This is a genomic window from Holophaga foetida DSM 6591, assembly GCF_000242615.2.
Lineage (GTDB): Bacteria > Acidobacteriota > Holophagae > Holophagales > Holophagaceae > Holophaga > Holophaga foetida.
The window spans coordinates 2,811,625-2,825,501 of record NZ_KI912268.1 but is presented as its reverse complement, the minus strand read 5'-3'; the positions used below and the strand labels follow the sequence as shown (position 1 = coordinate 2,825,501).

Sequence of the window (13,877 nt, the reverse complement as noted above, 5' to 3'; positions counted from 1 at the left end):
ATTCTACCTTCATAAGAAGTGGCAATGTTGCATTGCCCAGCCACCTTTGACTGAGGCATACTGCAGACAAAGAACGCCGTACCTCCAGCGATAAGGTTCCACATGGGATCCATGCCCACAGACTACAAGTCCGCCCCCAGGTCAGCCGAGCAGTTTCAGGCTATCTACGATTCGGTGCACGACGCGATTCTGGTGCTGGATTGTGAGCAGGGCGTCCTTCTGGACGTCAATCGGCGCACAACGGAGATGTTCGGGTACCCCAAGGATGAGCTCATCGGAATGTCCCTGGGAGCCCTCAGCCTCGGCTTGGCACCCTACACCCAGGAAGACGCCCTGGCCTGGATCAGGAAGGCGCAGGAAGGGGAGCCCTTCACCTTGGACTGGCTTGCCAGGAACCACTCAGGACGCCTCTTCTGGGTCGAGATGAATCTTCTGAAAGCCATTCTCGGCGACACGGAACGGATCCTCATCACGGCCCGGGATATCAGTGAACGCAAACGATTCGAGAATGAGCATTCAGCCCGGCTGAAACGGGCCGAATCCCAGAATGCCGTCTCCCTCGCCCTGGCTGGCGCTGGCCCCGACTACGAGGCCGCCTTGGATCTTATCGTCCGCTACCTGGCCGTGCAGGTTGGGGATCTTTGCGTCATGCACCTGCTGGACGAGGACAGGAAACTCAGGCCCGTGGCAATGAGTCAATCATATCTAGATGGCGACCGATTCCTTCCCGCCCTCACAGACATGACCTCTCAGCCCATCGATGAGTCCCCCCTGAGTCAGCTCATGAACTCAAGGGAAGCCATGTCCCTGTACGACCCGAGCGCCACGGAACCCATGACCCAGGTTCCCAGCGAGTACCACGCCTATTTCCGGAATTACCAAGTCCACAGTCTCCTGGCCATACCTATGCGATTCCAGGAGAAGGTGATCGGGGTCATCGCCATGGCCAAAGGCGGTTCCAGCCGACCTTACTCCTTTGAGGACCAGTCCATGCTCCAGAGCTTGGCCGACCGCACCGCCCTCACCATCACCAACGGCACACTCTACCGTCAGAACCTGCGCCAGGCCGAAGAGCTCCGCAAGGTCAACGCCGAACTGGAAATGCGCGTTGCGGAGCGGACATCGCAGCTCGAGGAGGCCAATGAACAGCTGCGTCTGATGGCGACCACTGACGCCTTGACGGGACTTGCCAACCGACGGCACTTCGATACCGTCCTGGATGCTGAACTGCGCCGGGCCTGCCGGACCGGCAGGGAACTCTCGCTCCTGCTTGGCGATGTGGACTTCTTCAAACACTACAACGACTGTTATGGCCATATCGCCGGGGATACCTGCCTCCAGACCGTGGGTCAGGTCATGCGGTCCACCTTCCGCCGAGCCAGCGAACTTCCAGCCCGCTACGGGGGTGAGGAATTCGCCGTCATCCTCCCGGGCGTAGCCCCGGAACAGGCCCTCAGGGCCGCAAACAAGCTCCGCCTCGCCATGGAGGCGAAGGCGATTCCCCATGAGCGATCCGAAGCCGCACCCCATGTCACCCTGAGCATCGGAGTCGCCTCGTTGAGGCCCAGCCCTGAGACCCGCTCCTCGGATCTCATCGCCATGGCTGACTCGGCACTCTACACCAGCAAACAGACCGGTCGAAACCGGGCTACGCCCTTCCAGAACTGCTGAGGGTCAGGGGCAGGGCGCAGGTTCCCAGGGGATGTCGAAGTAGCACATGTTGAGCACAGGGTAGCTGTCAGTGCCCAGCCCCAGAACAGTCATGCAACGCCTGCCGCCGCCCGGCAAGCGGACCTCCACCAGCATCGGTGCCTGGAACATCGGCTTGAGCACCCCCTCTTTTCCCAACTGGGCCGTCCAGGTAAAGTAGGTGCGACCCAATTCCGAGCGTTTCTCCACTCCGCAGGCATTCCACCCCATCCGGGCGGTCAATTGTTCAGGGACCGAATTCCGTGGCGCCAGAAGGTAGAACTCGACCCTCCCATCCACGGCGGCCAGAGCCCAGATGGCAAGCCCCCCCTCCTGGGCCCGCTGGGCGGTCTTCGGCGGCAGGTTCTCCAGGGGGGAGTAGTTCACGGTACTGCTTGGGCGCTGGCAGCCAAGAAACAGCAGGAGCCCTGCGGCCAGAAGGCTAGAGTTCCGCATTGAGGGCCTCGATGGCCTTGGCCATCTCATATCGCGCCCGCCCGAGGATGCCTTCCCGTCGCATGACAAGCACCAGGCTGCACTGCTCCTGGGCACCCATCATCAGGATCCAGTGCTGTTCCGTACAGAAGGCCACCTGCTGGATGTCCCCCCGATCGAAGTCCTCCACGGCCTGCTGGAGATGGCGTTTCACCACATTCCGATAGGCCCCCAGCAACTGGAGGGCGTCATTGGTCACCTCGATGGTGCGGCTGGCGATGGGGTCCCCATCCTTGTCATTGAAGGTGGCTGCCGTGGATTCCGGCACCTTCTCGATCAGTTTGTCCAGAATTTCCTGGAAGGCCATCGCATGCTCCGGGGGAACTGGCAACATGATGACCGGGATATCAGGCCACAACAACCATCCCATGAGATTCTGTATGGACCACCATCGGTTCCTGACAACAATAGAGGATCATGTCCAACCCCCAGCGCACCGTTCCCCAGACCCCCCTGGATGCACTCCGCGCCCTTCTCGCGGGGTATTCGGAGGGTGATGCCCAGTTCCCGGCCAAGCTGAATCAGGCCACCCAGAAGTTAAAAAAGCAGGCTCTCAAGGAACTTGGGACACGCCTAGTCCAGAGCACTTCCCCCAAGGGGCTGAAGAGGGCCATTTTCAGCTTGATCCAGCGTCACGACTGGCCGGACTGGACACCGTGGCTGCTCCAGAACCTCCTCCAGGAGAGCGACCTGGGGGTTTTCGACGAGGGATGCAGTGCCATGGGGGGCCTTGCGATCCGGGATGCCTACGAAGGCCTCCTCAGGCTCCAGGCGGCCCGAAGTGACCCGAACCGCCAAGTGATCCTGAACAGGGAACTGGGCCAGTACACCCCCCAGCAGCACCTGAGCTACTACCTCAGCCGCCTCCAGGAGGGACAGGGCAATCCCCGGTTGGCCCAGCAGGGGGCTCGAATGCTGGCGGCCGCAGCCCACCCAGAGGATATCCCTGGGCTCATCGAGGCCTACCAGAGCGGCGACCCCCTCACACAGAAGCTCAGCCTTCGTATCCTGGCTTCCATGCACTGCCCGGAGAGCACCGCTTTCCTGGTGGACTGCCTGGAGCAGGGCCGCGAGGAATTCCTGGACATTCAGCAGGTGCTGCTCCTCCTCCGAAACCTGAGGGGAGTCCCCCGCTCCACCGCCAGGGCCATGCTCTTCGATCGCCTGGCGGAGCTTTTCAAGGGTAGGGCCGATGCCGCGGTCCGCTCACTCCAGCAGGCCGAAGCGGCGGATGAGGCTCAGCTGGCGCCAGCCATCGACGCCCTGAAATCCATCGAGAAAGGCTGGCACGAGCGCTTCGTCCTGGAGGCCTCGAGCCTCCTGGCCCTGGGTAAGGTCGCCCGCTATTCCGCCTTCGAATCCGAAACCATTGAAGGAACCGAGGGCCGCCTGGAGCAGCTCACGACCCTGCTGGATCAATGTGCCGAACTCCTTGCCTTCCAGGTGGACCAGGGAAGCCTCCCCCTGGCGGAGGCCCTGCCCCACCTCCACGCCCTGTTCCAGGTCCGCGCGGGCAGCGAAGGCGCCTCATACGCCTTTCTGCGCCTCGTCCCACCCGATGCCACGGGCATTCTGGATGAGGTGCTGGGAGATCCCGACATCGAACGTCGGATGCGCTACATGGACGCCCTCGGCACCCGGGAAGATGACGCCCTCACCCCCTTCTTCATGAAGGCGGCCCAGGACTCCATCATCGAAGTGGGGCAGAAGGCCATCCACCACCTGGGCAAGCTGCCTTCCAGCCTCCCCCTTCTCCTGGAGATGTTCCAATCCGGCCAGCCGGAGCAGGTGCGGCGGGCCATCCGGGTCTTCGGAGAAAACCTGCCCAAGGCCGCTGCCGATGTCCTGATGGAGTTCATCCAGAAGGACAGCAGAGACAACCTGGTGCTGGAGGCTGTGGAAGCCTTGGCCCGGATTGTCCACCCTCCGGCCGCTTCGGTCTACCTAGAGCTGCTCCATGATGGCAAGCCCCTGAACCTCCAGATCGCCCTCACCCAGGCCCTGGGTTTCCTGGCGACCCCGGAGGCCTCCCTGGGGCTGCTGGCCAAGGCCCCCGTCCTCAAGGCCGCGCCCGTCCTCATCCTGGCGCTGGAAGGCACCCTCAACGCCTTTACCAGCTTCAGCCACCCCCTGCCCCTGGAGCACCTTGAGTCCCTGATGCATCTGCTTGACCGCTGCTGCGATGAGCGGGAGGGCGAAGGAAACCGTCTCCGGGCCATGCTCGCCATGGAGGGCCTCTTCATCTTCAGCCAAGTCACCTATGAGCGGCTCCGGGACCGCTTCGGCGACTATCTTTCCGAGATGCGCACCAAGGAGGTCTGGGACAAGGACAACAACGATCGAGTCGCCGCTCTCCTCAAAGAGTTGAACCGCCGCAGCGAAAGCCTGAGGATGCTGTCGGAGCGGGAGAAGGGGCTCCTCCATCGGCTGCAGCAGGTTCCTCCCAAGGGCCCCCTTCGGGTGGAAGCCCTTCTCGCCCTTCGCGAGGCCCTCGGGGATGCCGAATTGATCCTGCGCCCGGAAATCGGGGTCCAGGTCTCGGACTGGGTCATCAAGGAGCTGGAGAACCCGGTCAACGAGTGGCGGGATGTGGCTCATCTCTGCGAGATTGGAGGCCTTTCCAGGAGCGGGGAACTGGTCGAGATCATCCGCCCGATCTTCCAGCGCGCCACTGGGCTTGGCCTGAAGAGCGCCACTCGAAAAGCGCTGCTGGACCTTGGGCTCACCGAAGAGGAACTCACCCGCCGGGCCCCCATCCGCTCCATCCTCCTCCTGGAGCCCAGCGCATTCTTCCGGAAGCGCCTGCTCCAGAGCCTGGGCGCATGGGAGGTCCGGGAGTGCGGCAGCCGCAGGGAAGCGTCAGCCATGCTCGAAGAGAAGGCCGTCGATCTCCTGATCTCCGAATGCTCGGACGCCGAAGGGGACCTGGGCCCATGGATTGAGGACCAGTGGAATCAAAAGCACATTCAGTATCTTCTTCTCTCCACCTCGACCCGGGAGTCGGGTCCACTGTCCGAGGCCCCCTGGTCCCTGGGAACCCTTTTCAAGCCCTACCCCCTGGAACAGCTTCTCAAGACCCTGGGTTCATGAGGCCTTTTTAGGCTGCTTTGAGGAGCGTCCGGATAGACTGGTTGAATCTGATCGTCATTTGAGGCCCATCATGCCTTTCCCCTTCTGGAGCACCCGCATCGCCCTGGCCCTGCTGGTCTGGACTGCCCCCCTGGGTGCCCAGGCGGGGGCAGACTTGGCGGAACGGCTCTTCCGGTCCGGGGAGCGGGCCTATGCCGCCAGAACCTACTCCGAAGCATTCGAGACCTGGGGACAGCTCATCCAGCAGGCTCCCGAGTCTCCCTTCGCCGCCGAGGCCCTCCTCCGTCAAGCCCGCCACTACGCAGAAGTCGAGGCCAAGCCCGAAATGGCTCTGCCCCTCCTCGAACGCCTCCGGAACGACTACATCAAGAGCCCCTCAGCCCCTGAAGGGCTCCTTCTGCGTGGGGAGATCCTGGCAGCCCGCTGCAGCAAGCCCCAGGACCTCAAGGAGGCCATCGCCGAGTTCCATCGCGTGGTGGATCTCTTCCCCGACAACCCGGCGGTCAGGAAAGCCCACTACAGCCTAGGACTGGCCTTCCGGGACCAGGGCCTCTGGGGCAAGGCCCAGCTTCACTTCACCACGGTCCTGGGACTGGATCCCCAAGCACCGCCGGCCGCCAAGGCCCGCTTGCAGATGGCGGAGATCCAGGATCTGCTGGGGGACCTGCCGGGCTGCCTGAAGATGCTCCAGGGCGTCAAGGACCACCACCCAGAAAGCTCCGAAGCGATGGAAGCCTCCTGGAGACTCAACCTGCGGATCCGGCATCGCCTCCAGAAGCCCCCCCTGAAGTCTCTGGGGCCCTGGCCCGAGGGGAAACAGAAATGGCTCAACACCCCGACCCTTCTGGCCTTCAGTCCAGACAATGAATTATTTATTTATATTGACGACACCCAGCTTTACCTCCTGAAGGGAACGGAACTCGCTCCCGTGGGACCTCCCACCAAGGGGGTCAAGGCCCTGGCATTCCCTGGTCCCTGGCAGATCTCGGCCAAGGTCGGCATCGTCAAGGACGAAAAAACGATCCTGCCCCTCGCATCCGGGGCGGCTCCCTCCGGTGCCATGCTGGACCGCTGGGGCAGCCTGTGGGTCGGGGACGCGCGGAACGGCGGCATCACGATCCTCGCCGCCGACGGCACCTCCAAAGCCCTGCCCTCGCCCAGCCTCGCCGCCCTGGTCCCCATGCCCCTGGGGGGCGTGGCGGCCGCCTCTGACGCCAGCCGCACCCTCCTCTTCCTGGATGGCACGGGACAGGCCCGGGTCACAGTGCCCTACGGGAAGGACCTTCCCAGCCCCTTCCGCACGGTGACGGCCCTCGCCACGGACCCGGTGGGCAATGTCGCCGCCCTGGTGGATGGGGATTTCGAGGGTGTCGTGGTGTGGGGTTCCGATGGGACCCTGGTGCGATTCGCCACCTTCAAGGACCTGGGGATCTCAGGCAGATTCAAGGGCATAGCCCTGGATCGGCAGGGGGGTATCCTCCTAGCGGACCGCTCCAACGATCTTCTCATCCGGCTCGACTGATATGACACGTCCCAGACACATGCTTGGCCTTGCCCTTCTCCTGCTCCCCCTCGGGGGGCTCCGAGGGCAGGATCCCGCCCTGAAGGATGCCTTTGCCGCCGCCAAGACCCAGTGGGCCATGCAAGGAGACCGGGAAGGAGCCGCCAGCCGCTTCGAATCCATCCTCGCCGCCCTGGAGCCCAGAGCCGCCGCCCTGGATGACGAGTGGAGGCAAGTGCTTTGCGAGACCTACAACTGGCTCGCCGTCCTGGAGGACCGGGTGCCCGCCAAGCGCCCCCAGGCCGCCAAGCGCCTGGAGGCCATTCTGGACCTGGACCCCAGCTTCGAACTGGACCGCTCCCTGACCAACACCCGCCTGAGTGCGGCCTACGAGAACGCCCGTAGTGCCCGATTCTCCAGACTCTCCCTCACCTTGGCCCCTGGGGATGGCGAGCTATACCTGGATGGCAAGTCCCTGCGGAAGCGCTCCTCCTACTTCCTGAATCCCGGGTCCCATGTCCTGCGCTATGCCAAGCCCGGATTCACCCCCCAGGAGCAAAGGCTGGAGCTCACCCCCAAGGGCACACGGACTATGGATATCAGCCTGACCCGGAATTCCTCAACGGTCCGGGTGAATACCCATCCCGTGGGGGCAGAGGTGCTGGTGGACGGCAAGTCCGCAGGCATCACCCGCGGGCAGGCCCCGGCCTCCATGATCTCCTACACTGAAAAACTGGGACTCACGCTGGACCAGTTGAGCGCCGACCTGATCCTGGAGGGGATCACCCCCGGCCGCCACCGGATTGAGATCAAGGCCCCCTGCCACAAGACCCGCCTCCTGGAACTGGACGAGAGCTTCGCCACCCCTTTCTCGGACCACACCCTGGAGCCCGTAAAGCTTCAGTCATCCCGGGGCACCCTCTCCGTGGACTCCCCGACCCCCGGCGGAATCCTGAACCTCGGAAACCAAGCCATGGGAAACCTCCCGATCAAGGACCTGCCGGTCTGCCCCGGAGTTCAGGAACTCCGGGTGGACTACCCCGAAGGACGCTTCACCACCCGGATCGAGGTAATGGAGGGCAAGGCCCTTGCCCTCACGGTCCGTCCGCGCCCCCGCCTCGCCTTTCTGGGATTCGAGGGATCAGTACCCGACCGTGATCGCCTCCAGGGCCTGATCGACCACCTGGGTTCCCGCCTCACCCAAGTGGAATTCATCCCCTCGGCGGTCGGAGAACATGCCAAGGCAGCCTTGGAACGCGTCCGGAACGAGAAGAGCGCCGAACTCACCCTCCTGGCCCGCGCAACGGCAGGACAGTCCCAGGTCGAACTGGTCCTGGCCACCCTTGAGGGAAACAGCGAGTCCACTTCCATCAAACCCCTTGAGCAGGACCCCCTGGAGCCCCTCGTCGAGCGCCTCAACCGGGTGCCGTCCCTCAGGACCCCGTGGGCGGGAGTTTTCCTGGTGGACCTCCCCAATGAACCCGGCCCCTGGCCCCTGCAGGTGGAAGGAGAGGCCGAAAAGGCTGGACTCAAGCTCCACCTGGCCATCACCCACCTCAACGGCCAGGCCGTTGCCACGGTGGCCGCCTTCCGGAAGGCCCTGGCCGCTGCCCAGGGGGAACGGGCAACCCTCACCCAGGGAGGCGTTCAGATCCAGGTTCCCCTGTCCAGCCGAGCCCTGGAGCTACCACTCCAGGCCGCCGACCTCTGCTACCCCCTGATGCTGGCGGACCTGCGCCTTCGCTGCCTGGGAGCCAGTGGGGACGAGGCGGGCTTCACCCGCCTCAACCTGGCCCTCGCCTATATGCACTTCCGCCAATACGCCAAGGCCCTGGAAGCTCTTCGCGACACCAGAGTGGCAGCCACCACCGGAGTCAGCCAGGGCACCATCGACTACTACCGGGGACTCTGCCTGGCGAGCCTCGGCCCCGCCTACAGCCCCGAAGCCAGCCAGGCATGGAAGCAGGCGGCCCAGTCCTCTGGGGCCACGCTTTTCGGCCCGGAAGGTCCCTCCGTGAAGCAAGCGGCCACCCAGGCCCTGGAATCTCTGACCCCCTGATGTGAGGTATCCCATGCATACAAAGTCCCGTTCCCAGGCAGGCGAGGGCAAGCTCGGCTGCATCATTTCCCTCGCAGTGCTGGTGGTGCTCGGTGGCATCGCTTACAAGCTCGGCCCCGCCTACATGCACAAGAACACGATGGAGGACACCGCCAGCGATCTGGCCTCCCGTGCGGGCATCATGTCCGTCGAAGCCATCACCAAACAGCTCCGGGCCAAGGCCACCGAGCTGGAGATCCAGGAGGCCCTGGCGCCAGGAGCCATCCAAGTCCGCACCACAGGTGGCAAGGAAGGCACCTGCACGGTCACCCTGAGATTCACCCAGAAGATCGACCTCTACGGCGTCACCACCGTGGATTTCGCCACCGACAAGACCGTCAGCAAGCCCTACATGGACGCCCGGTAGCCCACCCCAATGACCCCCCTGCGCGCCTCCTGGCTGGGCTCGTGGGCCGCCCCCTGGGGGCCACGCGGTAGGCGCTGGGGGGATGCCTCCTGGGCCCTGGGTGCCATCTCCCAGGCTTGGCTCCTGGGTGGGCGCGAAGGGCGCTGGCCTCGAACCACATGGGAGAACGGTCCCCGCCCCTCGCCCTGGAGCGGAGAGTGGACTGGATCTCCCGATCCCGCCTGGGTGGCCCTCCTCCGGCACGGGTCTCCCCAGGCGGAGGCCACCCGAAGGGGGCGACGGGAAGGGGAACTCGAAGCTTGGTGCTGGGCTGAGTTGCTGGAAGGCCGGAGCGATGCCTGGTGGGCGCGAGCTTCGCTCCTCCTGAGCCTGGAAGAGCGGATCCGGTGGCTTCCCTGGTTAGGGGCCGTAGACACGGAAGGGGTTCTCCATCTCCCCCCCTTTCTGAGCCAACTGCTTCCCGCTGCCCTCCACCAGCTTCCCGAAGGCTGGTGGGAAAGCCTCCTGAGGGACCTCGATGCCACAGGGCACCTTCTCCCTGCGGGCTCTCTACCCCAGGGCCTGCCCTGGGAGCTCCTGACCTCCGATGAAGGCTGGCTAAAACCACTGACCCTGGCGAGCCTCCCCTCCACCCTGACCCCCTTCCAGAAAGAGCCATGGCTCCATCGCCTCTCCGACGGCACTTGGATGATCGATCCCAGGATCCGGGCCTGGGGGAGGGGCGTGGGACTCCCAGCGCCCCCGGAAGGACTGGCTTTCGGGGCCCCGCCAATGCCTGACGTAGCCGCCATCCTGGCGGGTCAGGTCCCCCAGCACCCATGGGCCGAAGCCATCGCCCACGACCTTGAGGCCCACCCCCAAGCAACGGTGCCGCCCTCCAGTGGCGAACCCAGCCTGGACCGGCTGCGGATGCGCTGGGGTGGCGACCCGGCCCCTCCGTCCCAAGGCTACCCCCCCTGGGGCACCCCAGCCCATCCCTGCGCCGACCCCTTCCACTGGATGGCCGAGGGCCGACGGGCCTTCCTGGCGCAGGATCTGGAGACAGCCCTGCGCGCCTTCACCCTTGCCCATGCCCATTTTCTGCGCCTGGGAAGCCCATTCTGGGTTCCCAGGGCCGCCGCCAATGCGGCCTATGCAGCCCTCTTCTGGGGGGATCTCGAGGGCCTGCGCGCCTGGCAGAAGATCATGGGCCCCCAGCCCTCGCCCTATGCGGAGCATGACGAGGCCCTTATGAAGGCCTGTTCCGGAGACTGGAAGGGAGCGCTGTCAATCCTGCTGAAGCTCACAAGCACCCACCCGGATTTCGAACCCGCCTGGGTGCTGCTCGCCCTCCAGGGCCTGACGGAGAATGCCCCGGAGCGGGTGAGAGAGACCCTGCCCCACATCCCCCCAGGAGGCCTCCGAACCCTGCTCCAGGCCTTTCTGGAGGGCGACTTCGCATCTCCCGAGCCGGATCTGGAGGGGGAGGAGCGTCTCCAATGGGAATACCTGAGGCTCCGGCACGGAGCCGGTTCCGTTGGCGAGTTCTGGGCCGCCTGGGAAGCCTGCTCCAACCAACTCCTCCGCCTGAGCACCGGGCTGCTCCTCCTGGAGGAGCAGCCCGAAGAACGGAGTGCCGGGAAACTGCTGCAGCTCCAGACCATTGCCAACCGTACCCGCTCCGAGAGCCACTTGGCACGCCTGCACAAGCTCTGGCCGTCCCCTGTCCATGAAGCCCCATCCCCGGCCCGGGAGCTTCTGCAAGCCTGGCTGGCCCACCGCGAACACCCCACTTGGGTCCTTTGGGAGGGAGAGCGGATGGGATGCGGGGCAGCTCCCCCCGAAGTCCTGGTGGGTCGACTGCATCGGGATGGAGCCATTGCGCCCTGCGGTGTCGATGGCCTTGTCTGGTGGGGATTCCCCCTCCACTGGGAAGGGGCCAGAGTGGGCTCTGCCTTAGTGGGGCTTCCCCCTGAAGCTCCCTCAGAGGCGGCCAGGACCGCAGAGATGGCGTCCCCCTGGGTGGCCCAGCTCCTCCCCAACGAGCCGCCTCAAGAGCTACCGGACACGGTTCGATTCCTATCGGATGGCTCTGAACCCATGGCCTCCGTGCTGCGGGAGATGGCCCGGGTCGCCCCCTCCGAACTGGCGGTCCTGATCCAGGGGCCCAGCGGATCGGGGAAGGAACTGGCAGCCTGGGAACTCCACCGCCTTTCGGGGCGTCGAGGTTCAATGGTACCGGTCAACTGCGCGGCCTTCGCAGAGACCCTCCTGGAATCCGAGCTCTTCGGGCATGTGAAGGGGGCTTTCACCGGAGCCGACCGGGATCATCGCGGTGCCATCGAACTGGCCAGCGGCGGCACCCTCTTCCTGGACGAGATCGCTGACCTCTCTCCCCGCCTCCAGTCCCTATTCCTGCGAGTTCTCCAGGAGAAGGAGCTGCGGCGGGTCGGAAGCGAACGGGTCCAGCGGGTGGATGTCCGCTTCGTGGCCGCTACCCACCGGGACCTGGAGACCCTCGCAGCCGAAGGGCGATTCAGGGCCGATCTCCTCTACCGCCTCCAGGGCACCGTGCTCCATCTCCCCGCCCTGGAAGCCAGGCGTCACGAATTCCCTTTCCTGATCCCCAGGCTGGTGGCTGCCCTCGCCCGAGAGGGGGGACAGCCGATCCCCCCACTGGCCCCCGGCCTCCCCCAGGCCCTGGCGAAGCACCCCTGGCCCGGGAATTTCCGGGAGCTTCGCCATGCCCTTGCACGGGCCCTCCTGCGATGCGGCCACAGCCCCCTCAAGGTCGAGCACTTCCCGGAGCTGCACACCAGGAGCCTCCGCCGGAGGCAATCCTGGGTCGAGTCCACCCAGGACTTCCAGCGCCAGCTCCTGCGGGAAAGCCTCCACCATTACCGATTCCAGGTTAGCGACACCGCCGACGCCCTGGGCATCACCCGCCCGGCTCTCTACGCCGCCGCCAAGCGGGTCGGCCTGGACCTGATCGCCGAGAAGCTGCGCTGGCAGGAGACCCAGCCGCTCAGGTCCTGAACTGCCCCACCAGCGCGAGCAGGCCGTCAGCAGTGCGGGCAAGCTGCCCGGAGGTCTGGGTGTTGCCGTCAACGGTGGTGCTCAGCTCCAGGCTGGCGGAGGCATTCTCAACGGCCTTCTGGGCGCTGAGTTCCACCTGCTGGGCGACCTCGGCGCTGGCCCGGGCCTGCTCGTCAGCGGCGGCCCCGATCTCCATGGAGACAGCGGTCACATGCTGGATGTTCTCCCGGATGCGCCCCAAGGCCTGAACAGCCTCCTGGACTGTATCCTTGCCTCGGGAAACGGCCTGATTGCTCTCCTCAATGAGCTGGGCGATCTCCTTGGCGGCCATGCCGCTGCGCTCCGCCAACTTCCGGACCTCGTCGGCCACCACGGCGAAGCCCTTGCCATGCTGTCCGGCCTTGGCGGCCTCGATGGCGGCGTTCAGGGAAAGGAGATTGGTCTGCCGAGCGATGTCCTGGATCACATGGACAGCCCGCACCACCTGCTCTGTGGCCTCCTCCACCCGTGCCATGGCGGACATGGCGGCCTCTCCGGCCTGATCCCCCTCGACCGTGGCCTTGGCGGCCTCCTGGGTCTGGGACTGGCTGGCCGTGACGTTGCGTGCAACCTCCTTGATGGAGGCCGAAAGTTCGGTGATGGCGGAGGCCATGCGCTCCACCGAGACCTGCTGGGCATCGGCATTCCGGGCCAGTTCATGGCTCGTGTTGGCGATCTCCTGGGTCGCCTGGGCGAAGGAACTGGCGTCCCGGTCCACCCGCCCGGCGTCGAAGCGGATGCGATTGATCATCCCCTTCAGCCTGGACTGCATGTGGCGCAGGGAGCCCATCAGGCTGCTGGTATCGCCGATGACGGTCACGATCTCCCGCCGAATGTCGCCTGCGGCGATCTGGCGCACCGCCTCGATAGCATCCTTGGGATCGCCCCCCAGCTGCACGCGCAGCGTCCGGATCGAGAGGGTGGCCATGACCTGTCCGGCCAGGATCCCGAGGATCCCGCAGGCCAGCAGCGTCCCGCCCCACTCCGAAAGCCCGGGAACCTTGAGGTAGAGCCCCAGCAGGACGAGCAGGAAAACCAGAGAAGCCAAGCCGTAGCCCACCCGCAACTGACCACCAAAGGACATGGAAGGGAAAAGCACCCAAGGGCGGTGGGCCGTAGCCTCCTCCAGGGTCTTGCCCTGGTTCAGGAGGGCATATATGTGTTCAGCCTCGTCGATCTGGGAGCGGGTGGGCTTGCTGCGGATGCTGACGTAGCCGACGATGCGGCCGTCCTCCTCAACGGGAGTGATATTGGCGTCCACCCAGTAGAAATCACCGTTCTTGCAGCGGTTCTTGACCAGGCCATGCCAGGGTTTGCCACCCTGGATCGTGGCCCAGAGATCGGCGAAGGCGGCGGCGGGCATGGTCGGATGGCGGAGGATGTTCTGGGGCGCCCCCATGAGCTCGGATTCGGAGTAGCCGCTGACCCGGATGAATTCATCATTGGCGTAGGTGATATTGCCCTTGGGATCCGTCATGGAAACGATGAAGGCGCCGTCGTTGATGTGGACTTCGTTCAGGGTGACGGGCTGGTTGTTGCGCATATCCGGGGTCTCCAGGGGAATACGAACCTATCGACAGAAC

9 protein-coding genes are annotated in these 13,877 nt (G+C 64.9%); 6 read left to right on the top strand and 3 right to left on the bottom strand.

What is annotated here, in order from left to right:
- Positions 1 to 102: 102 nt before the first annotated feature.
- Positions 103 to 1,671 carry a diguanylate cyclase gene (locus HOLFODRAFT_RS23245; RefSeq protein WP_005035911.1) on the top strand — a complete coding sequence of 523 codons (1,569 nt, stop codon included), beginning with the start codon at positions 103 to 105 and terminating at the stop codon, positions 1,669 to 1,671.
- Positions 1,672 to 1,674: 3 nt separating this feature from the next.
- Here HOLFODRAFT_RS23245 and HOLFODRAFT_RS0212625 read toward each other — a convergent pair whose 3' ends face one another.
- On the bottom strand, positions 1,675 to 2,145 hold the full coding sequence (locus HOLFODRAFT_RS0212625; RefSeq protein WP_005035910.1) for a hypothetical protein: 471 nt from the start codon (positions 2,143 to 2,145) through the stop codon (positions 1,675 to 1,677).
- Complete coding sequence (locus HOLFODRAFT_RS0212620) at positions 2,132 to 2,491, bottom strand: roadblock/LC7 domain-containing protein (RefSeq protein WP_005035909.1); 360 nt, start codon at positions 2,489 to 2,491, stop codon at positions 2,132 to 2,134. The genes HOLFODRAFT_RS0212625 and HOLFODRAFT_RS0212620 overlap by 14 nt, the downstream gene beginning before the upstream one ends.
- Before the next feature lie 110 nt (positions 2,492 to 2,601).
- Between HOLFODRAFT_RS0212620 and HOLFODRAFT_RS0212615 the strand changes: the two genes are divergently transcribed.
- The 5 genes from HOLFODRAFT_RS0212615 (at position 2,602) to HOLFODRAFT_RS23240 (ending at position 12,255) form a co-directional block, all read left to right on the top strand.
- On the top strand, positions 2,602 to 5,274 hold the full coding sequence (locus HOLFODRAFT_RS0212615) for a HEAT repeat domain-containing protein (protein ID WP_005035908.1): 2,673 nt from the start codon (positions 2,602 to 2,604) through the stop codon (positions 5,272 to 5,274).
- Positions 5,275 to 5,344: 70 nt separating this feature from the next.
- Positions 5,345 to 6,796, top strand: a complete 1,452-nt coding sequence (locus HOLFODRAFT_RS0212610; protein ID WP_005035907.1) for a tetratricopeptide repeat protein — start codon at positions 5,345 to 5,347, stop codon at positions 6,794 to 6,796.
- A gap of 1 nt (position 6,797) precedes the next feature.
- Complete coding sequence (locus tag HOLFODRAFT_RS0212605) at positions 6,798 to 8,834, top strand: hypothetical protein (protein ID WP_148300447.1); 2,037 nt, start codon at positions 6,798 to 6,800, stop codon at positions 8,832 to 8,834.
- 13 nt (positions 8,835 to 8,847) lie between these two features.
- A complete protein-coding gene (locus HOLFODRAFT_RS0212600) occupies positions 8,848 to 9,240 on the top strand; it encodes a hypothetical protein (protein ID WP_005035905.1) in 393 nt (130 codons plus the stop codon).
- A 9-nt stretch (positions 9,241 to 9,249) separates the two neighbouring features.
- The gene (locus HOLFODRAFT_RS23240) at positions 9,250 to 12,255 is read left to right on the top strand and encodes a sigma-54-dependent transcriptional regulator (protein WP_005035904.1); all 3,006 of its coding nucleotides are present in this window, start codon (positions 9,250 to 9,252) and stop codon (positions 12,253 to 12,255) included.
- Here HOLFODRAFT_RS23240 and HOLFODRAFT_RS0212590 read toward each other — a convergent pair.
- Positions 12,245 to 13,837 (bottom strand): methyl-accepting chemotaxis protein, encoded by a 1,593-nt coding sequence (locus tag HOLFODRAFT_RS0212590; protein ID WP_005035903.1) that lies wholly within the window; start codon positions 13,835 to 13,837, stop codon positions 12,245 to 12,247. The genes HOLFODRAFT_RS23240 and HOLFODRAFT_RS0212590 overlap by 11 nt on opposite strands.
- Positions 13,838 to 13,877 lie beyond the last annotated feature (40 nt).